The 20,499-nt window shown below is 55.1% G+C and carries 13 protein-coding genes; 5 read left to right on the plus strand and 8 right to left on the minus strand.

Going from position 1 to position 20,499, the window contains the following annotated elements:
- Positions 1-69: 69 nt before the first annotated feature.
- Positions 70-1,206: a GTPase ObgE gene (gene obgE, locus GSQ80_RS20130; protein WP_158789464.1), complete on the minus strand. Its 1,137-nt coding sequence runs from the start codon at positions 1,204-1,206 to the stop codon at positions 70-72.
- Positions 1,207-1,530: 324 nt separating this feature from the next.
- Between obgE and GSQ80_RS20135 the strand changes: the two genes are divergently transcribed.
- From GSQ80_RS20135 to GSQ80_RS20150, 4 genes are all read left to right on the plus strand, one after another.
- A complete protein-coding gene (locus GSQ80_RS20135) occupies positions 1,531-4,956 on the plus strand; it encodes a TonB-dependent receptor (RefSeq protein WP_254059812.1) in 3,426 nt (1,141 codons plus the stop codon).
- 297 nt (positions 4,957-5,253) lie between these two features.
- Positions 5,254-9,351 (plus strand): carboxypeptidase-like regulatory domain-containing protein, encoded by a 4,098-nt coding sequence (locus GSQ80_RS20140; RefSeq protein WP_158789465.1) that lies wholly within the window; start codon positions 5,254-5,256, stop codon positions 9,349-9,351.
- A 503-nt stretch (positions 9,352-9,854) separates the two neighbouring features.
- The gene (locus GSQ80_RS20145; protein WP_216850492.1) at positions 9,855-11,786 is read left to right on the plus strand and encodes a carboxypeptidase-like regulatory domain-containing protein; all 1,932 of its coding nucleotides are present in this window, start codon (positions 9,855-9,857) and stop codon (positions 11,784-11,786) included.
- Positions 11,787-11,900: 114 nt separating this feature from the next.
- On the plus strand, positions 11,901-13,691 hold the full coding sequence (locus GSQ80_RS20150; protein ID WP_158789467.1) for a tetratricopeptide repeat protein: 1,791 nt from the start codon (positions 11,901-11,903) through the stop codon (positions 13,689-13,691).
- Positions 13,692-13,694: 3 nt separating this feature from the next.
- Here GSQ80_RS20150 and GSQ80_RS20155 read toward each other — a convergent pair whose 3' ends face one another.
- The 5 genes from GSQ80_RS20155 to GSQ80_RS20175 all read right to left on the minus strand — a co-directional run bounded on the left by GSQ80_RS20155 (position 13,695) and on the right by GSQ80_RS20175 (position 17,641).
- On the minus strand, positions 13,695-14,471 hold the full coding sequence (locus GSQ80_RS20155; protein ID WP_158789468.1) for a DUF2971 domain-containing protein: 777 nt from the start codon (positions 14,469-14,471) through the stop codon (positions 13,695-13,697).
- Positions 14,472-14,538: 67 nt separating this feature from the next.
- Positions 14,539-14,808 carry a hypothetical protein gene (locus tag GSQ80_RS20160; RefSeq protein WP_158789469.1) on the minus strand — a complete coding sequence of 90 codons (270 nt, stop codon included), beginning with the start codon at positions 14,806-14,808 and terminating at the stop codon, positions 14,539-14,541.
- Positions 14,809-14,899: 91 nt separating this feature from the next.
- Entirely contained in the window at positions 14,900-15,229 is a 330-nt protein-coding gene (locus GSQ80_RS20165; RefSeq protein WP_158789470.1) for a hypothetical protein, read from the minus strand.
- Between the two features lie 91 nt (positions 15,230-15,320).
- A complete protein-coding gene (locus tag GSQ80_RS20170) occupies positions 15,321-16,289 on the minus strand; it encodes a tyrosine-type recombinase/integrase (RefSeq protein ID WP_158789471.1) in 969 nt (322 codons plus the stop codon).
- Entirely contained in the window at positions 16,286-17,641 is a 1,356-nt protein-coding gene (locus GSQ80_RS20175; RefSeq protein ID WP_158789472.1) for a tyrosine-type recombinase/integrase, read from the minus strand. The genes GSQ80_RS20170 and GSQ80_RS20175 overlap by 4 nt, the downstream gene beginning before the upstream one ends.
- 64 nt (positions 17,642-17,705) lie before the next feature.
- Between GSQ80_RS20175 and GSQ80_RS20180 the strand changes: the two genes are divergently transcribed.
- The gene (locus tag GSQ80_RS20180; protein ID WP_158789473.1) at positions 17,706-17,954 is read left to right on the plus strand and encodes a KH domain-containing protein; all 249 of its coding nucleotides are present in this window, start codon (positions 17,706-17,708) and stop codon (positions 17,952-17,954) included.
- 297 nt (positions 17,955-18,251) lie between these two features.
- Here GSQ80_RS20180 and cas1 read toward each other — a convergent pair whose 3' ends face one another.
- Together cas1 and GSQ80_RS20190 are read right to left on the minus strand one after the other, a co-directional pair.
- The gene (gene cas1, locus GSQ80_RS20185) at positions 18,252-19,832 is read right to left on the minus strand and encodes a CRISPR-associated endonuclease Cas1 (protein WP_158789474.1); all 1,581 of its coding nucleotides are present in this window, start codon (positions 19,830-19,832) and stop codon (positions 18,252-18,254) included.
- A gap of 83 nt (positions 19,833-19,915) precedes the next feature.
- Positions 19,916-20,473 carry a hypothetical protein gene (locus GSQ80_RS20190; protein ID WP_158789475.1) on the minus strand — a complete coding sequence of 186 codons (558 nt, stop codon included), beginning with the start codon at positions 20,471-20,473 and terminating at the stop codon, positions 19,916-19,918.
- Positions 20,474-20,499: the final 26 nt, after the last annotated feature.

Consider the following 20,499-nt stretch of genomic DNA (forward strand, 5'->3'; position numbering starts at 1 on the left):
GGGAATGACAGCAAGAAAAGCAAAGGCCAGAGCTACGTGTGCTCTGGCCTGATTTGTCTCCCAGGAGTCTTAGCGGGAACGCGTTTTGGCGCTGGGGGCTGGGGGTGGGTAGTTGGGTCTGCGCTTGGCTGGCTTGAAGACGGCTGGCTCGGTGTCGGGCTTGGCGGTGAGGTCGATGGTGCGGTGGGCCTCGACCGCGTCGGCCATGGCGTACTTTAGTTTTTCAATGCCTTCGCCGGTGACGGCTGAGATTAAATAGAGCGGCAGCTTCTTTCGCTTGGCGAAGGTGGTTAGCTTTTTGAGCTTGGCGGGGTTGGCCACGTCGGCCTTGGCGGCTACGAGGATGGTGGGCTTGGCGGCCAGGGCGGGGTCGAAGGATTTTAGCTCGGCGGTGATGACGTTGTAGTCGGCGACGGGGTCGGGGCGGGCGCTGCCGCTGGTGGAGTCGGCTGCGTCGGAGACGTCGATGAGATGGGCGAGGACGCTGGTGCGCTCGATGTGTTTGAGGAACTGGACGCCGAGGCCGGCGCCGAGGTGCGCGCCTTCGATGAGGCCCGGCATGTCGGCTACGGTGAAGCTGCGCTCATAGGGAGCGTCGCCGATTTGGACGACGCCGAGGTTGGGCTCGAGGGTGGTGAAGGCGTAGTTGGCGATCTTGGGGCGGGCGGCGGAGAGGCGCGAGATCAGCGTGGACTTGCCGACGTTGGGATAGCCTACGAGGCCGACGTCGGCGAGGAGGCGGAGTTCGAGGCGATAGTTGTGGGCGTCGCCGAGGCGGCCGAGCTCATGTTCGCGCGGGGCTTGATGCGTAGAGGTGGCGAAGTGCTGGTTGCCACGGCCACCGCGACCGCCGCGGGCGATGACGATCTCGTCGTCGGGGTGGGTGAAATCGTGGATGACCTCGCCGGTGTCGTCGTCGTAGAGGACGGTGCCGACGGGGACTTTGAGCACGGTGTGTTCGCCGGCGGCGCCGGACATGTTGGAGCCGAGGCCGTGACCGCCGCGCTCGGATTTCCATTCGGGGTTGAAGCGGAAGTGGACGAGGGTGTTGTGGGAGAGCGAGGAGCGCATGAGGATGTCGCCGCCGTGGCCGCCGTCGCCGCCGGAGGGGCCGCCGCGGGGGACAAATTTCTCGCGGCGGAAGGCCATGCAGCCATTGCCGCCATCGCCTGCCTTGATCCGGATTCGTGCTTCATCGATGAACATTAACGTGCCTCAACTCAAAGTTTACAGAAAGGAGGGTGGTTGGGCGGTATCCGGCCGGAGTTGAGCGGGATGGGACGGGGAGAGTGAAAAATTACAGTTCGTTCACAGGATTTCCAAAGCCCGTCGCGTAAGGTTAAGACATTCATCCATCACGCTGGTGAGCAGCGCCGCCAGCTGTCTTGTTTGCGGGGAAGCAAGCAAGGCTTTTTAATCGAAAACCCCATTGGGGAACGCTCCTGGGAGATCGTCGCGGCACCAGACGGAATGTCGGGTCGCAGAGTGAATCTCAGGACTACGTCGCAGCACAATTTCAGGAGGAACCGAATGTTGTTAAGGATACGTGTTTCGCACAAGCTTTCAGCTTGGTGCGCAGCCGCGGTATTTGGCTTTGCGGGCATGATGGCGAATGGCCAATCGACGACCCAGGGCGGCATTGCAGGAACGGTGGAAGACGTCACAAGCGCGGTGATCCCCGGCGCGGCCATTACCGTTCATAATGACGGGACCAATGCAGAGCAGCATCTGACAGCAGATAGCAGCGGCTACTTCAAGGCTCCACTATTGGAGCCGGGCACCTATACGGTGACAGTTTCGGCCGCGGGGTTTGGCGATTTCAGGTCGAGCTCGGTGATTGTGCAGGTCGGCCAGGTTACATCTCTGGAACCGCATTTGAAGGCGGGCGCCACGAATCAGACGGTAGAGGTTTCGGCGGAGACTCCGTTGGTGAATCTTGAGTCGCCGGACTTTTCGTCCAATCTGAACAAGCAGGCCCTGGACAATATTCCAATCAACAACCGCCGGTGGTCGAGTCTTGCGATGACGACGCCGGGTGTGGTGTCGGACTCGAATGGATTTGGACTTGTCAGCGTTCGCGGCATCAGCCCGATTCTGAATAACGTGCTGATCGACGGCGCGGATGACAACCAGGCTTATTACTCGGAAGAGCGTGGACGTACGCGTGAGGCGTATTCGACCTCGGCGAGCGCGGTGCGTGAGTTCGCGGTGAACACGGGCGTGTATGGCGCAGAGTATGGCCGGGCGGCGGGCGCGGTGATCAACTCGGTGACCACAAGCGGTTCCAACCAGTTGCATGGCGAGGCGTACTTCTACGACCGCGAGAGCAAATGGAATGCTTACAATTCTTTCAGCACAATCACGACCTTGGATCCGACGACAGGGAAGTACGTCGCGAATCCGTTGAAGCCTGAAGACTTGCGCAAGATTTACGGTTTCACCGTTGACGGCGCCATCATCAAGAACAAACTGTTCTGGGTGTACACCTTCGATCAGCATCACCGTACCTTCCCTGGTGTTGCAGTGCCGAGCTCGCCGAGTACGTTCTATTCGCTGCCGAATGCGACGCTCGCGCCGGCTGCAAGCTGTAGCCAGACGACCGGCTACTTGTCAGGCGATACCAATTCAATTGATCAACAAGTCTGCTTGCTGGCAGCCCGTCAGGGGATCAGCTATGCACAGGCGGCAACGGATTGGGACAACGGCATTAGCGGTCTGAATAGCGACCTCGGAACCGTTCCTCGTGTTGGCGATCAAGAGATTAATACGCCGAAGCTTGATTGGCAGGTCAATAGCAAGGAACATGTCAGCTTCCTTTATCACCGTCTGCGTTGGGACTCTCCCGGTGGTGTGCAGACTGCGGCCACGGACAACTATGGTGTCGACACGTGGGGCAATGACTACGTGAAACTAGATTACGGTGTGGCCAAACTGACCAGCTTGGTCTCAACGAACATCAGCAATGAGTTGCTGTATCAGTATGGGCGCGAGCTGAATAACGAAAGTCAGCAGCCTTACAGTGCTTACACGTTGGCGAATCTGGTCGGAAGCGGAAACTCGGCGGGTAATGTTCCAGAGGTATCGATCGATACGAGCGTGTTTGCGAACATCGGTTCTCCTTATTATTCCTACCGCAAGGCGCTGCCGGATGAACGCAAGTGGCAGGTCGCGGATGTGCTGCACTACAACCGCGGTAATCACACCTTCACCTTCGGTGGCGATGTGGTTCACAACTACGACCTGATCAACAATACGTATGAGAGCAATGGGGATTACAGCTACACCTATCTCGGTACGTACTTCAATGATCTGTTGAATAAGACCGCTGGCACGTCGAACTCCACCTGCGGTTCCTCTACATCCCAAACCTCCAGCTCCACCACGACTGCGGCGCAGGCTGTCGGTAAGCTACCCTGCTACGCGAATTTTTATCAAGGTTTCGGAAATCCAGTGTTTGCGATCAGTACGCTGGACTACAGCGGGTTCGTGCAGGACAACTGGAAGGTGTCTCCACGGCTCACTCTAGAACTTGGCGTGCGTTATGACTACGAGTTCTTGCCGTCGCCAGTACCCAACCTTATTACTCCAACAACCGGCTTCACGCCGTATGCGCAATTGGGCAATCACCCGAGTGACAAGAACAATATTGGGCCGCGCGTCGGCTTCTCTTACGACGCTTTCGGAGATGGGAAGACGGTTGTCCGTGGGGGATATGGCATGTTCTATGGCCGTGTCACCAATGGCGTTCTGCTGAATGTGCTGCTGAACACGGGTAGCCCGAATGGGCAGTACACGACGACGTATAAGAATACTTACTATTGCAATGGAACCACCGTGGCTTGTACTGGCAGCAACACGCTGTCGGGTTCTGGTCCGTTGCTTCCGAACATTGTTCAAGCAGGTGCGGCACCGAAGCCGAGTTCGTACTATCTTGCCAAGAATCTTCAGAATCCGATGGTGCATGAGTTCGATCTGATCGTTCAGCAGCAGATGGGAAGAGGCACGGTGTTCTCTGTCAGCTATCTCGGAGCGATGGGCCGGGAACTGCCTAACTTCCTTGATGTGAATCTCGATCCGACGACAGTCACACCCACAACGATCACGCTTCAGCCATATAGCGCCAGCCTTCCTTCGCTGGGGCCTGCTGTAAAACTTAATACAACATTTGTTGTGCCGACTTACACCAAATACGGTAACCAGGCTCTGTTTGGACCAACTGCCACTGCATACCAGTCGATCACACAGGTAACCAGCAACATCAATTCCAGCTACAACGCCGCAGTGTTTGAAATTCAGAACCGCTCGATCCGCAACCTGCAGTTTGACTTCAACTACACGTGGTCTCACGCGCTGGACTTCAACCAGAATGCTACGACAACCGTTACGGGGAATAACTGGTATGACCCGTATTCCAACCCGCGTGTCAATTACGGCAACTCCGGCTATAACGTACCTAACCGGTTTGTCGGATATGTTCTCTACAAACTTCCACAACTCAGCGGGCACAGTTGGTATACCTATCTGAGCAATGGATGGAGCGTGGATACGTCGTTCCAGATGCAGAGTGGGTTGCCTTATAGCGCCAATGTAAGCAGCTTTGCGGGCAATGGCATTGTTTCCGATTGGAATGGTTCGGGTGGATTGTCAATCATTCCGGGTCTTGGCATCAATACGTACAAGACGCCTCGCAAGATCGTGGACGATCTCCGTGTGCAGAAGGAGTTTACCTTCGCGGGTAAATACAACCTGCAGTTCATGGCGAACATGTTCAACGTGGCCAACCATCAGAACATCGATGGAGTGGGTACGACCGCGTACAAGCTGGCAAGTACGGGAGCTACGACGGGCACGGCTACCTTCCAGGCACCTACCTTCCAGGTACCAACGAGCAGTAACAACAGTGGTTTTCTCTACACTCCTCGTCAGATAGAGATTGCCACCCGTTTCACCTTCTAAAGTAACTAGAGCGTAAGCAATGCAGGGCGATGGCTTCGGCTATCGCCCTGTTTTTTGTGCAGAAATGTTAGTTCGAGGCCGGCACTTCGATAAAAAGCGCGCAAATAAGTTGCCATTTACAGGACTGACATGATGTACAGTCATAGTATTCAAAGACCTTGTACCTACCTTAGCGGGATGATGCGCATTTCGACGCATTGACATTTCTGCTTTCAGACGAGAGTCGGCACCTATTAAACGCTACCGATACGGCATGTATCGAGGCCAGCTTTAATCACCTCCAGGAGAGTCAGACCTATGCGCAAACTTCTTTCTTTGCTGTTGTTTTGCTGTTTTCTGGCCCCGGGTTTAGCGGCGAAGGCGCAGCAGACCTTAGGTTCGCTGAACGGAACAGTGCTCGACAGCTCGGGCGCGGCGGTTCCGGGATCCACGGTGACCGCGACGGACGCGGCGATCGGCGTGACGCGCACGACCAAGGCGCAGTCGAACGGATTTTTCCAGATATTCAACTTGCCGGTGGGCACCTATTCGGTGAAGGCTACGCATGAAGGTTTCGAGACGACGGAGCTGGCGGGCGTCGAGGTACAGGAGGCCGGGGCGAAGACGTTGAACCTGGCGCTCAAGGTGGGTAATGTTTCTACCTCAGTAACTGTGACGGCGACACCGCTGCTGAATGCGACCGACGATACCAACGGATACACGCTGGATAAAGCGCAGATTGCCTTGACGCCATTGGCGACGGGTAGCTTTACGCAGCTGGCAGTGCTGAGCCCGGGCGTGAGCGCGGAACTTTTGAGCAACCTGGATACGAACTCGGGGTTGGGTAACCAACCGATCTGGGCGAATGGGCAGCGGGATACGTCGAACACGTTCCAGGTGAATGGTGTGGACGCAACCAATCTCTTCAACGGCAAGAGCTCGAGCGGATCGAACTCGCAGCGGTATGCGTTCAATATTGGACAGAGTTCTGCTGTGGGTGGCGCGGCGGGCGTGGGCACGTCGGTGTATGGCTCGAACGGAAACAGCTTGCCTTCTCCTCCTCCGGAGTTTTTGCAGGAGTTGCGCGTGAATACGTCGATGTATGACGCGCAGCAGGGCGCGACGAGCGGCGCGCAGATCGATGCGAACACGAACAGCGGAACGAATAATTTTCATGGCCAGGTGTATGGGTCGTTTGCCAACAACTCGCTGAATGCCTCACCGTTCTTCTTCAACCAGCAGGCGCAGCTTGCAACCATTGGCGTAGGCGCGTTTCCGGCGAGTTTGGCAAACCCGGCGTTGCATCGTTGGTCTACGGGCTTCACGCTCGGTGGCCCTATTGTCAAGGACAAGCTGTTCTTCTTCGTGGCGTATCAGCACCGGTATAACAGCGATCAGTCAACTGGGCTCTCACAGATGACGGTGCCGGAGGATCTGACGGACGACCGATCGACTGCGGGTCTTGAAGCTGCAGCAAATTCATGGAAGGGCTCAGGTAGTTTCACCAGCCCGATTGGGCCAATCGCCACTGCACTGATGAATGCCAAGCTGCCTAATGGGCAATACCTGATTCCGTCGAACCAGGCTCCGGGGCAGGCGATCCAGTATGGCGTGCCGAACGTGACGCTGCTTGGCACCTCGACGCTGGTTGCCGACCAGGCGAACGTCGCCGTGGATTACGACGTGACGAAGACCGACCGACTATCGGCAAAGTATTACTACCAGAACGATCCGGTAAATAAGCCGTACGGGTTTTCGCAGACGGGCGGTTTTCCTGTGACGCAGAGCAATGGCGCGCAGGTGTTCGCTCTCGACAACACGATCACGATCGGGTCGAAGATCAATTGGGAGCAGCGGCTGGGCTTCGATCGTATGGGATCGTACAGCTTCTTCCGGCAGACTCTTCCACCGGACCCAGCGCTCGGCGCGAACTATGGCGTTGCTTCGGAAGGCTCGCCCGGAGAGTATGCTCCTGGCCTGGCTGGACTGGATCTAGTGGAGTTTGCGTATGATAATCCGGATTCGCCCTCGCTGGCGACGGGGCCGGATAGCGCGTTTGTGAACACCGGCTTTTTCCAAAACCGGATCAACCCCTCGACCAACGTGATTTTCGCGCTGGGCAAGCATACGATCGTCGCTGGCGGCGGGTATAGCTACACGCAGCTGAACATCAAGAATAACCGGACGGGCATTGCGCAGATCAAGACAAAGAACTTCGAGACCTTCCTGGAGGATCAGTCAAAGAGCTCTGCGATTCTCGAATCAGACTGCGTGGCCCCACAGTGCAGCACACCGCGAAACAATGCGAACCGCTACTATCGTTCCAATGAGATCGCAGGGTATGTGCAGGACAAGTGGCAGGCATTGCCGAACCTGAGCATTACGGCGGGCGTTCGTTACGACTATCATGGCGGGCTCACGGAGAAGTACGGCAACATGTTCAACTTCGATCCGAGCGCTTATGACGTAACGGGAACTTCGACGACTGGCTTCACTGTAGAGAATGCCGGCTTTGTGATTGCAGGCAATAACAAGTACCACCCGACGCCGGGGACGTCTAATTCAACGTTGACGGGTCGGCAGTGGGGCATCTCGCCGCGGCTGGGCTTTGCCTATACGCCAAAGGCGCTGAGCAACAAGGTAGTCATCAACGGCGGCGCGGGCATGTATTACGATCGCGGCGAGCTATTCACTTATCTGTCTCAGCCCGCGGGTAGCGGCAACGGTGGGCCGTTTGGTGTGACCGAGTCGTCACCGTTAGCCAGCTACATTATTGGCGCGGGAACGACTCTGGCGGATCCGATCGGCAGCGCATATGCGGCTGCCCCACCCCCGACTTCAGACCCTGGCGTTATCAACATAGCGCTGCAGGATACGTTGAATGGGATGACGGGCACGACGCCCGGCGCGGGCCCCAATTGCGGCGGCAACAATCAACAGAATTCCACCTACTATACGTGCTCGGTCGCGCTGAACTTTGGCGCGTACGACAAGAACAACGTGCTGCCGTACACCGTCAATTTTGCGTTGAACATCCAGTGGCAGCCGACCAACGATCTGGCCATCACGATTGGCTATAGCGGCAACCGCGGTCGCCACTCGATCATTCCTATTCCGTTCAACGAGCCGGGCCTTGCGACGGCAACGAACCCGATCCATGGTGAGACGGACACGTATGGCTTTGAAGTCCTCAACCAAAACTCATTTATTGGTTACAACTATGCGCCGATTGGCAGTGAGCCGTGGGACACGGAAGACGGTGGCAACGTGGACTTCCGCGCTCCGTATGTTGGATTCAGTCCCAACGCGGCGTTGTTCAAATCAGTAGGAACTTCAGCGTATGACTCACTGCAGTTTCATGTGGAGAAGCGGCTCTCGCATCACTTCCAAGGCGGTGTGAGCTACACGTGGGGCCATGCGCTCGACGAGCAGAGCGATATTGGTCTGTTCTTCACGGGCAACAACCCGAATGATCTGCATCAGTCGTACGCATCGTCTGACTTCGATCGCACGCACACGTTCACGATGAACTTCCAGGCGATGCTTCCAAACTTCGCCAAGGAGCATTCCGTCATGTCTTATTTTGTCAACGACTGGAGTTTGACGGGTCTTGCGGTTGTGCAGAGTGGCGAGCCGTATTCACTATATGAATTCTATGGTGCAGTGGGCAGCGCGTATTTCGGCAATTTCCCAACGCTGATGAACCCCGTCCTCCCGATCGCGAATCCAAAGGCAGCGAAGACATCCGGCCTGACCGGCAATCCGGGCGACTTCCGCGGTACGGGTGGCGACTACATTCCGACGGTCAACCCGGATGATATTGCCATCAACTACCTCGCGCCAGGCAGCAAGGGCGTTCCGACCGCGGCACAAGGTAATGAAGGCGATCCGGTGGACATCTACGAGACGGATTTCTCGCCAGGGAACCAGCGCAACATCTTCCGGCAGGCCATGCAGAAGCGCCTGGATATCTCAATCCGCAAGAACTTCCGTGTAAGTGACCGGATCACGATTCAGTACGAGTTCAACATTTTCAACTTGTTCAACACCACCAGCCTGGACATCCCGCAGAACCAGACGCAGATTCGCCAGAGCTTTGCCTGTTCGACCACGGCGAATGCGATCGAAGACAACAATTGCGCGGCGGGCTTTTTGGGGTTCGGACAAATTGCTACCAGTCCGGCGACGGCGGATCAACAGACTGCTTTGACCAACCTGGACCAGAAGCCGATTTTCAATGGTTCAGGGAAGACAACCACGATTCCTACCACCCTCAATCCGGGTCAGGGATCCTGCACCGCGTTTGGCGCCGACCTCAGCGGAACGTGCCCGAACAACGGCGCGAACTTTGGGTCGGTCACGGGGACGATTGGCGGGAACCGGGCAATCACCATGGCGCTGCACGTGACGTTCTAACTCAACGTACAAACCGTACGTGGGCGGCAGCTTCGGCTGCCGCCCATTCTTTTTGCGAAGGCGGGTGCGTTGGTCAAGGCCTATGAGTGCATGACGATGGTTTAATTCCCGAAATGGGAATCCCAGCTCGCTTCCCATATTGGTCGTAGTTCGTTAGGCTCGAAGTACACGGAATTTTATAGTTTTAGACTTTACGGATTTCGTTGGTCTACGGACTACGGATTTTGTTGATCTAGACTCTTTGGATTTTCTTATCTTTTGATCGCCTGTCTGCCCAGGCGGTTACACATGTTCGGTCACTCCCCTCTGCGTTTCAGGAGCTCCGGCCTTCCCCGGAGCGGAGTTCGGCTGTGGTTTTTCTGGCTCGCTGCGTCGCGGCTTCGGCTGCGCAATCCAAGCAAAAACCTGCTCGTCTTTGTCGCGTGTGTGGTCGCGTGTGTGGTCGCGTTTGCGCGGTGTCACACGCGCATGCCGCACTGCGTGTGCGTGACTGCGTACGGTGGTTGCTGATCGCAGGAGTGACGGCGGTGAGTATGCGGCTGTGGGCGCAGGGACCGGTGGATGGTGCGATTCGCGGGCACGTCTCGGCGGTATGTGGGTCGTATCCGCAGCGATGCTTGGCGGGAGATTTGCGGGTGCATCTGACGTCGCCGGACCAGGGCGTGGAACGCGATGTGAACGTAGATAGCGAGGGAGACTTTCTGCTGCTGCGGTTGCCGCCGGGGGAGTATGAGTTGAGGGCGACGTCGCGGATGGAGGGCGAGCGAGGGATCGGAGGGATTGCGGTTGCGCGACTCGATCTGGAGGGTGGAGATCTTGACGAGGTGACGCTGACGCTGGGTGCGCCTCGGTTGAGTGCGCAGGCGGGTGTGCCGGGGCTGTCGTTGACTGGACTCGGTGGGGAATCGTATGATCCGGCGGCGCTGGATCTGGCGAAGCAACTGGACTCGTTGCCGCTGGAGTCGCGGCAGTGGGAGGACCTGCTGGAGCTGGACTCCGAGTCGAGTGAAGAGACTTCGGCGACACAGACGGTTGAGAGTGCAAGCGATGATGAGGGCGATCCGGCAAGCCGAGTCAGCGCGCGGGATGGAGCGACGGCTACGGGGCTGAGTTATGCGGGGCTGTCGTCGACGCAGGGAGAGTTTTCGCTGGATGGACTGTCGGGGGATCAGAGCTTTCGCGCGGGGCCGAGGGGATCAGCGACCGGCGGCGCTAGTTCGGGGGCGAGCTATAACCAGGGATCGGTGAAGAGCTTTCGGGTGTTGCCGCGAAACTTCTCTGCGCAGTATGGGATGGTAGGCGGGATGGCGGTGATTACGCGCGAGGCGAGTTCGGTGCTGCATGGAGCCGCGTTCGTGCGGGCACGCGAGAGTGCGTGGGCGGCGACCAATCCGTTCTCGATTGCTTCGGACTACAACAATGGCGTGGCGATGAGTGAGGTGGTGAAGCCCGAGGGATCACAGCTCCAGTTTGGTGGGTCGGTGGGAGTACCGCTGGGGAAGAGTCGCGGCGCGAAGTCTCGACGGGGGCGATCGCGGTTTCAACGCGAGATGGAGGGCCGCGAGCCGCTTTCGCTGTTTGCGTCGGTGGAGGCGGTGCTGCGTGACGATCATATTGTGTCGACTCCGGCAACAGCGAATTTTTACAACTTGTCGGATGATCAAAGGGCGCTGCTGGCGAATCGCGGCGTCGATGGCGCAGCAACGAATGCGGCGCTGGAGTACCTGGAGAGCCTGACGGGAACGACGGAGCGGCATGCGTATCGGGTGATGGGGACGGTGAGGCTTGATGCGTCGCCGACTGTGAGAGACCATTTGACGGCGAGCTACGCGGGCAATCGGTTTGATTCGCCGTCGGGTGCAGCGCTGGGACAGGCTTCGGATGCAGTGGTGGCGCGCGGGACGGGAAGCCTGGGCGATAGCGTGGTGCATGTCGATGTGGGGAGTGGACGCTGGTTGCACAGCTTTTCAAAGAACCTGAACAACGAGGTGCGAGGGCAGGTTGCGCATGACCTGGACTACCAGACACCGCATGCGCCATTGCCGCAGGAGCCGGCGATTGGACCATATGGGTATGCGCCGCAGGTATCGATTGCGCCGAATGGGTTTTCGTTTGGAACGCCGTCGAGCCTGGCGCCGGGAGCGACAGGGGGAAGAAGTGCGTATCCGGATGAGACGCGGCTGGAGCTGGCAGATACGCTGCAGTGGCACATAGGACGGCATGTGCTGATTGTGGGTGCGGATTGGAGCCGGATACATGATCGGATCGACACGCTGAGCGCGGAGGAGGGCGCGTTCAGCTATGACAGTGGGACGACCAATGGCAAGGATGGCGGGCTGGTGGATTGGATTACGGACTACACGTTCAGCGTGCATGCGTATCCCAATGGAGCTTGTCGGGATAGGAGACAGAGGGCTTGGAAACTGCCCCATTGAATCAAAACACTAAACTGATCTTGCAAATGGATTCAACGAAAAAGTTGCGTTTACCAAACTTCCTCCAGACTTGTCGCAGACTGTACTCTGGTATTCAACACGCTGAGGTTCTCCATGTGTTTGCGTTCGCCGCTTGAATCAGTCGCGACCTGTGCCATTCTATTTTCGTTGCTTTCCTCCAGCGCTAGCTCTCAATCTGCCATCGCTAAGCGACTGCCCGCTGAGTTGACCCGACCCGAACTATTTCAGCCCCCATCAAAACTCACGCCGAACGAACAAGCTCTCTTGAGTGCGGTTGCCAAACTAGACGCGAAGGACGAAGCAGCATCCGTCAAAACGATTTCCGAGTTCATCTCCAAGTACCCCACGGTCGGCTCGGGATATGCATTGAGAGCCTCTGAATATGGGTGCGAAGCGGCTCAGCCAGATATCGAGAAGGCTTCCGAAGATGCGAATCGCGCTCTTAAGTTGCCGTCCGGCACCCTAAACTTTGGAACCAATTCCGTAGCTATTCTAGCGAAAGCCGATCTCCGCCTAAACAGGCCTAAAGAAGCAATTGCCGTCCTCGCCGACGCAATTGCTCACAACCTTAAAAATACGAACGATCTTTTACAAAGCAAGACCGGAAAGATCGAACAGAATGACGCATCGTTGTGTACCTGGGGACTTTCCGATTTCGACACGATGGCCAACGCATCACCGAACGATTGGCGAGTAGCTCTGATACGTGGTGTTTACTACTCGTCACTCGTAAATCTGACAGATCAAGCCATTTTCGCGAAGGCGATAGAACAGTATCGAAAATCCGCGTCAATAAACCCTCGGTCAGCGGTGCCTGAATACCTTCTCGGGGACATCCAGACCAAGATGGCACTTTTTTCTGAGAAGAGTATGCGATCGCCTGAGGAAAGGCGAGTCGAGTATCTCAAAGCCGTTCCAGCCTTTACCGATGCTATTCGAAGAGACCCCGGACTAACGCTGGCTTATCTGGGAAGAGCTGAGGCGTTTCTTGAGGCTAAGGATCAAGTTCAAGCAGTTCGGGACTTCACGGTTGTCCTCAAGAGGGAGCCTGAAAACTCTTCTGCCTTGGCTGACAGAGGGATTGCATACGAAGACAATCATAACTATTACTCCGCTATCAGCGATTTCGGGGATGCGATTCAATTGAAATTGAAGACTGGGGATGTATATCTCAATGATCTTTACGAAAATAGAGGCGACGCTTACCTCGCAGTAAAGGACATCTCGAAGGCGATCGATGACTACACCAATGCCATCAGCCTCACATTAGGAAGACAATTAATCCTGATGACTCTCGCTCAGACACGTTCTCTCTATCCGGAGGTCCACTATCTATCTGACAAGGCCTTTTTGCACGTACTGTATGAGGGCTTCGCGCCAACTGAAAAGGAAGAAGATTTCGATAAGCTGATATCGGGAGAGAAGTCGTCATGGGAGGTGTCATTCATCTTAAGCAATCTCTATGAGAAGCGCGGCGACTCCTATTTGCAAAGCAAGAACTACCCGTTGGCACTCAGGGATTTCAGGCGAATCTATGAAGGTGTACCGAACATGGCGAGTTCATTGGAGCGGTGGAGAAGTTTGGGATTCGATAACTATCTTTTGGACGTGAAGACGTCAAGCATCGCAGATAAAACAGCTAATCTTTGGGTGAAGAAAGTTGAGAAATCTGGTGCGACTTCCGTCATAAATTTCTCGATCGGCTGCGATGCGCGGCGGATCAAGCAAGCATCAAGTTATACCTACGACAGGGATGGAAATCTCAAGAACAAGGAGGATTCTGGCGTATGGGATGGAGTCATTCCCGATACATTCGGTGAATACCTATGGGAGGCCTCGTGCGAGAGTACAACAGCTCCGGAAGGCTCGAACTCGACCTCGTAAGCCTCAGGCTTCGGAAACCAATTCGATGCGATCTTTCACTGCAATGGCCTGTTTGAACTCTGTCGAGAAGGGAAGGTTATTCTTTATATAAGCCTTGACATCATCGGACGTGCGACAGCCAAAGATGACTGCCTTGACCCATGTGGGGTCATATGGAACTTTCATAAATTTGGAACCTTTAGGCAGCTTCCCAATCTCGTTGCCTGCGATCAATCTATATTCATTTTCACTTGACCAACGGTTGAGTTTCACATGCAACGCATCAAGAATGCGATTGCCGAGTCCGCGATCTGTCGATCCAAACTGATAAAAGGCTGAGAGGAAGTCGAGCAACGGAATCGTTTCCAATTGGTCGCGATACTGGACTTGGGTTGGTTGAGCGCCTGGGAATTCAAATTCTATGCAGAACCCGGTATGAGACGCTGCATAATGGGCCCACAGTGGATCGTAGTTGTTGGATGTGCTCACGCAATATATGGGATAACTATCGATCGTTTCATTGAACGCTCCCTCGAAGCTCTCAAGCGCGGATAATCCAAGAGGGGTGAATTGGCCTGAAGACACCCAACTCTTCATTGAGTCTGTAGAACCTTTGACGCCAGAACGTTTAAGCAAGTCTTCGATCTGCCCAGGGGTGGGGCGTGGAGTATGAATTTTGCTGTCGAAGAGATCGTTGAAATTTGTTCTGCTTGAAAAGACAGCGTAGGACTTTAGCAAAGCATCGAGTGAATGATCCCCGACTAGATCTTTGCCGACTGCACGAAACTTATAGAAGCGCACTCAATAATCTCCGGCGAGTCGGTTGCGAAATGCCACTAGCGATAACTTCGCCGTAGGGACCTGGATATTACTGGCCATTTCTGGTCATTCGATCGCCCTCGGCATCCGCTTCATTGCGGCATACATACGCACCGTCTTTGGTGGCTCCATACCAGCGCTCTCCTTTTAGGTGATAAACGCCCGTTTTGGTGTTCACCCAGACAACCACATCTCGTGGACAGTGCTGCTGGGCCTCTTGCTCCGTACGAAAATGAGGAGTAGGAGTTGGGTTTGCATAGGCGGGATATAGAGTTGAGAGGAAAATTGCGGTGGCCAAGACTATCGATTTCAGCGACATGGTCGAACCCTCAAAATATTCGAGATGCCTACTATAGCGTCCTTGTCGTTCGCATGGGAAGGACATAAACCTTCACTCGTAAGTCTTATACTCAGCCTTTCACGAGCTCTCCCAAACCATCCGCCACTCGCTTTGCATCTCCTGAGAAGCAGGCTCCGAGATGTGGATTCAATAAGAGATCATCGAGTCGCTGGTCAGTTCGCGTACCTGCCCTGTCCATAACGCCTAGGATTCGGCCTTTATCTTCTGCCCTTGGATCTTCCAAGTCCACATAAAAGTACCAGTCCGGCGTTCCGTCCTGTCGGATAAGCAGGATGATCCCGGATCCGAAGATCAACCGGGGAGCTTCATCATCTAATTCGAGTGCAACTCGATAAGCTGCCTTCACGCTTGGCATCTGATGCACAAACTCAACTCTCATCGTGGCTCCCTGCAACGAGGCCTCAATAGTATTCCTATATAGGCATTGTGGATGAGCACACGAGCACATATTGCGATCCAGCAGACCTGTATCAGAGGTTTTCTAGAAACCTGACCAGTTCGGGGTCGTCCTTCCAATGGCCCGATTCTCCTCGTGGGCTGAGCTTATCGAGATCCTTCCTGAAACGCTCCGGAGCCAGTGCCAGATAACGGGCCGTCGACCCCAAGCCCACCTGCCCCATATAAGCAGCGAGGGCGGGAAGCAAGCGGTTTAGATCATCACCGTTTTCGATACCGGCTGAAATTCTGTGCACCGCGAATGTGAAACGAAGGTCTGAAATGCAAGGCTGATGGCGACTCCCAACTCGACGACGAACGCCGGAAGCGAGGCGAAGTGCACGAAACGATATTGAAATGCGTGCGCTGGTTGGTGGCTTACCTCGCCTGGTCAGAAATAAGTAGGGGCCTCCGGCATTTGGCTCGGCCCTAATGGCCTTGTACTCTCGAAGAACCCCACACAGGTCGGACCCAATTGGAATTCGCCGATTTCGGTGAGGTTGTTCGCTACGAATGTGAAGGAATCCGCCGTCCAGGTCTAGATCCGACTCGAGGATGGTAGGGATTTCACCAACGGGCAATCCCGTCGCATACAGAAGTACAACGATTGTGCGTAGCGTTGGCTGATCCACAACATAATCCCACCGCCGATTGCGTTTTGTAGCATCTAATAGTGACCGGATCTCCGGGGTTGTAAAAACATGGGGCACGAAGGTCCTGCGGGGATTGACTCTCGGCGGTGGCATTTCAAAGGTGCGAATTACACCGCGCGCAAGCCAATGCTCGAAGAATCGACGGTACATCCAATATTTCCCCACCCAAGTCGAGTTTGCAATTGATATTCGATTGAGGCAGCTAAGCATCTGGTCGGGTGTCATATCGGCAACTTCGATGTTTCCAAGATGCTTCACCATCTGACGAAGAACGCCTTCAACCTTCCAGCATTTGTACCCGTTAGCTCGTTTCCACACCAAATACTGATCTATCGCTAAAGACAGCGTCATAGAATTCCTTTCAGGTCGATTGCAGCAATTCTCCTGAGAGCTTCCATGTCGTGCTTGGCATAGATGCTGACGGATCTTAGATTGCTGTGACCTAAGAAGTCAGCGATATCTTTTAGCGATGTTCCCTGGTGCAGCAGATGCGTCGCGCATGCATGGCGAAGAGCATGCACACCGTAGTTTTTCGAAGAGATTCCGAGAAGCTTTAATCTGTTCGCCACGATCACCCATAAAGTAGTCGAGTCAACTTCGCGGTAAGGTGGGTTCAGAGAAACGAAAAGATTTCTATGTTTGCATTTTGGCCTAGCCTCTTTGAGATAACGGATGACTTTGTTGCCAACCTCCAGTTGGATTGGGAATTGCTGGACGCGGGCATTTTTCGAACGACGAATCGTAATGATCTCGTTGCGCCAATCGAAGTCACCAAGTTTCAAGTTCACGACCTCACTACTGCGCAATGCGTAGATGGATCCAAGTGCTGTAATCGCGGATGCTCGTAGCGCTGCAGGATTCGACCCGAAATCGTGATCGAGGAGTCTCCGAACATCCGCCCACTCCGGCCCCTTGGGAGCTGAATCAACTCGAGGGATACGTGGACGGCTTATTCCCTCCGCTATTCTGGGCTGAGTCCATTTTCGTATCTCCCCAAACTGGAAGAACAGCACCAGTGAATGACAAATGGACCTGACATAAGCGGGCTTATGCCCGCTTTCCAATTTGAGCAAGATATAGCCGTCAACGTCGATCAATGTGAGGGCTGCAAGAGGTCGTCCACACTCGGTGTTCCACTTCAGAAATGCTCGAACGCGAAGACGATGGGCACGCACGGTTAGCGTGCCCATGCCTCGCACGGTCTGAATGAAGTGCACAAACTGCTCAGCGTAAGAGTCGTCCGGTTCAACCCGTATTATTTTCGTGACGTACATAGCACTAAAGCGCAGCCACTTTATCGCGATGTATGTGAAGTGCCTTCCCGTTTTCGCATGACCGTTCTTAGTTCGGAACTCAATATCGTGAGCCCATTTGACGGCACCTTCTTTGACTTCGGAAAGTTCTACGGGTCGCGCTTCCTTTAGGTCCATTAATCGAATGATGTGAAGCAGCATGGTCCCGATAGATCGCAAACGTCGAACGCTGGTTCCTTGCGCCATCATGTGGGAAAGGAATTTCTCTCTTGATTCCAGTAGCGGCGCTTCTCGATGGCGGATCAGGGAGCTATTGAACGAAAAGATGAGTTCCAGACCGGAGGCATTTGGTATAGGCGGATTACGGCGCTTCGGGATTGCTTTTGGAGCGAGCTTTACAGGGTCAGATAGCTTGTGAGTCAATGAGTTACCACCTAAAGGTTGTCCCATGATGCCAACTTCTTGAGTGATCAGTATCACCAAGGCCAACGACGACGGGAGTTAGACTTCGACTATGGATCGGCTAACCGACATCACGGACGCAGTCAGAGCGAGCGTGAAACTCATGGTCGACAACCCAAAAGATGCCATCGTCGAGTGCAGCCCGACTGAAGGTGGAGCATCGCTGCGCATTACTGTAGCTCGAGCGGATCTAGGTAAGATTATCGGCCAACAAGGCCGCACTGCACGATCCTTGCGTGTGCTGGCGAGCGCGATGGGTATGGCCGCGAAGCTACGGATTAACCTGGACATACAGGATTAGGCGACGCTCCTCCTGCTCGGGCGAGCCGCTGTTGCTGACTTCGTAGTTTCAGATAAGTCGGCAATAAGAGGGATTGCCTCTCGACATGGTCTCAACCTGAGCAACTCTTCCGCCACGTATCCCGTTATCGTGCCATCCGAAAATGTCACTATGAGACCATCGTCGCCGTCTCGATTCGCTGTGATGATCGATACGTAGTCTCTCATGCGGTGAAGCCTAGGCCGTTGCCTGTCTTGGGTCTGTTCAATATTGCTCAGCGCTTCGTTTGAGGTCGTCAAGTCCCATACACGTCTGTAATTATTTGGGTAGCATCAAAAGCTTTGCCAATGCTTGCCAATGCCGGGGATGCGGCACGACGCGACCATGCCTGATCTGAATCGCATAGCTACGCGAAACATGGAGTTCCCGGGCAATCCCCCTACTCGACTGAGCGGCAAGTTTGGGTTGCATCTTCGACAAATAGAATTCTTGCGTCAACCAGTCGGGCTGATCTGAGGCTGACCACGCGCGGCGGGCGGTATGAAGAGCGTGATGCTTCTTCGATCGTTTCGCCTGGGCTTCGGGAGTATGGGACGCGATCAGACCCTTCGCAGCGACCGCTGTAATTCGTTCAGTTGACGGGATCAACGAACAGGCGAGGCAGCTCTTTTGGCGACGGGCAATTTCACTGCCGCATACATTGCACATATTGGGCTGACGGACTTTAGCTTTGGGCTCAGGCCGAACCTCCCCACCGGATACAGCGCGCCTGTGATTCTGCGTCAGCCGAGTCGTCGAAATGGATTTCCTAGTCCGGGTCGTTGAGGCAATCTCTTTCATGGCCCATTCCGCGACAGGGGCAACCAAGCGAGCCCAGGTCGAAGTTGTTTCGGCGAGCTGGGTGGCCAAGTCCGCCATCAGGCGGCAGTTCCCATTTCGCTCCTCAAAGAACCAACTTCTTTTCAGAGGCTGCCGTGTGATCCAGTTGAGCACATACGCGTCGACTTCGGGACGTATTGCCTCCATCAGATCGCAAGCGAAACTATCTCGCGTGGGCTTGTCCATGTGGAGTACACCCATCTCTGGGTCCAGCCCCAAGGTTGCACAGGCAAGTCGGCACTCCGCTTCCAATAGTGCATAGAGATAATTCAAGATCGAGTTCACAGGGTTAGCGGCAAGTCGAGGTGAGCCCGAAAGAGTGGATGCGCGCGTGTCAAAACTACGCCAGTGTTCAGGCACGCGTGGCAGATCCTTTTCAGGGAAGTTGATCGGGACACCTTGCCACGCTTTCCAATAGACTCTGGCAGCCCGAGGTTCCACTGAGCGGATCGCGTCGATGGTCTCGACCTCAGCTAGTTCTGAGCGAATTTCGTGAATGAGCTTGGACACCGTGAAATCTGCGAGTGACTGCCGTACCACTCGCTCTTGGCCCGCAAGTTTTCTATCGATCAGCTCGCGGCTAATTCGAAAAGCCGCGCCCGATTGATGCGCCAGCGCCTGGGCGCGCCGCAATCGCACATCGGATGGTCGCACCGGACCGGTCGTAGCTAGAACTGTTCCATCGCGCTCGAGCATAACGAACGATGCGTTTTGGTCTGCAAGCCAGCGTACTGCTGCCAGGGAGACGATACCGTTAGCGCCGACTACGACCAGCCGCTCAAGCCCGTGCCCGACCCGGGAGAAGCGGCCCTTAAATCGATCCGACCCAATTCCATCTTCGACAATCAAATGTCCACGCTCAACACGAACGCTCGAGCCGTAGCCATAGAGCACGATTACTCCTCGACGCGGTCGCATCACACTGGGGATGGCGCGGTCGGTTGGCTTGATTCGCAGGGGGACACCGCTGCCAGATTTGCGGAACGGCGAAGCTTGCGCTACGGTCTGAGTAGCTGCCATTGGAGTCCAACCTCCCTTGGTTGTTAGGGCTTGTCGACTGCTAGTAACAGTTGGCGAGCCCGGTATAAGTTACATTTTATCAACTATTTGGGCCGCTTCCCCCATATTTTATGAACCATCCAAATGTTTAGACCGTGCTCGTCTGCCGCACGTTGTTGGGCGATTGCCATGCCTACGCCAGCCCGATGCAGAGCGCTAACCTTGTCACAAATCTCCCTGCACACTTCTTCGCTTGGCCACTTCGTCGGCCTTCCTCCCGGATCGTGCGGACGATGTGCGGCTAATGTCTCTAGATCCTTCCGCTGATCAGGCAAGGCTTTTTTTAGAAGATGGTCGAAGAAACCTTGAATTGCCGGTTCGGCCTCGTCCGGCATGGCTGCGAACAATGAAAAGATCTTCTCCTTCGTGCTGATCTTTTCGAAATTCTCAATGGAAAACTCTGGTGAGACGAACTCCTGTCCGGTTGGAACCATAGCTCGCAAGTTAGCTGACAAGATCGCAATCAAGAACGGGTCTTGGTGCCGAATATAAGGTTCGAGGATGGCCATGCCGTCATCCACGCTAATCCCCCCCGCCGGGCTAATGCAGCCGATCACCTCATCAAACCTGATTCTCAGTCTCGCGAGCCGTTCAGGATCCATTTGCGAAAACTCCCCCACCAGTTTAG

It is taken from the genome of Granulicella sp. L46 (genome assembly GCF_009765785.1).
GTDB lineage: Bacteria > Acidobacteriota > Terriglobia > Terriglobales > Acidobacteriaceae > Granulicella.

Coding starts and splice junctions, on each gene's coding strand:
- obgE (WP_158789464.1), bottom strand. CDS start 1,206: ATGTTCATCGATGAAGCACGAATCCGGATCAAGGCAGGCGATGGCGGC.
- GSQ80_RS20135 (WP_254059812.1), top strand. CDS start 1,531: ATGTTGTTAAGGATACGTGTTTCGCACAAGCTTTCAGCTTGGTGCGCA.
- GSQ80_RS20140 (WP_158789465.1), top strand. CDS start 5,254: ATGCGCAAACTTCTTTCTTTGCTGTTGTTTTGCTGTTTTCTGGCCCCG.
- GSQ80_RS20150 (WP_158789467.1), top strand. CDS start 11,901: ATGTGTTTGCGTTCGCCGCTTGAATCAGTCGCGACCTGTGCCATTCTA.
- GSQ80_RS20160 (WP_158789469.1), bottom strand. CDS start 14,808: ATGTCGCTGAAATCGATAGTCTTGGCCACCGCAATTTTCCTCTCAACT.
- GSQ80_RS20165 (WP_158789470.1), bottom strand. CDS start 15,229: ATGAGAGTTGAGTTTGTGCATCAGATGCCAAGCGTGAAGGCAGCTTAT.
- GSQ80_RS20170 (WP_158789471.1), bottom strand. CDS start 16,289: ATGACGCTGTCTTTAGCGATAGATCAGTATTTGGTGTGGAAACGAGCT.
- GSQ80_RS20175 (WP_158789472.1), bottom strand. CDS start 17,641: ATGGGACAACCTTTAGGTGGTAACTCATTGACTCACAAGCTATCTGAC.
- GSQ80_RS20180 (WP_158789473.1), top strand. CDS start 17,706: ATGGATCGGCTAACCGACATCACGGACGCAGTCAGAGCGAGCGTGAAA.
- cas1 (WP_158789474.1), bottom strand. CDS start 19,832: ATGGCAGCTACTCAGACCGTAGCGCAAGCTTCGCCGTTCCGCAAATCT.
- GSQ80_RS20190 (WP_158789475.1), bottom strand. CDS start 20,473: ATGGATCCTGAACGGCTCGCGAGACTGAGAATCAGGTTTGATGAGGTG.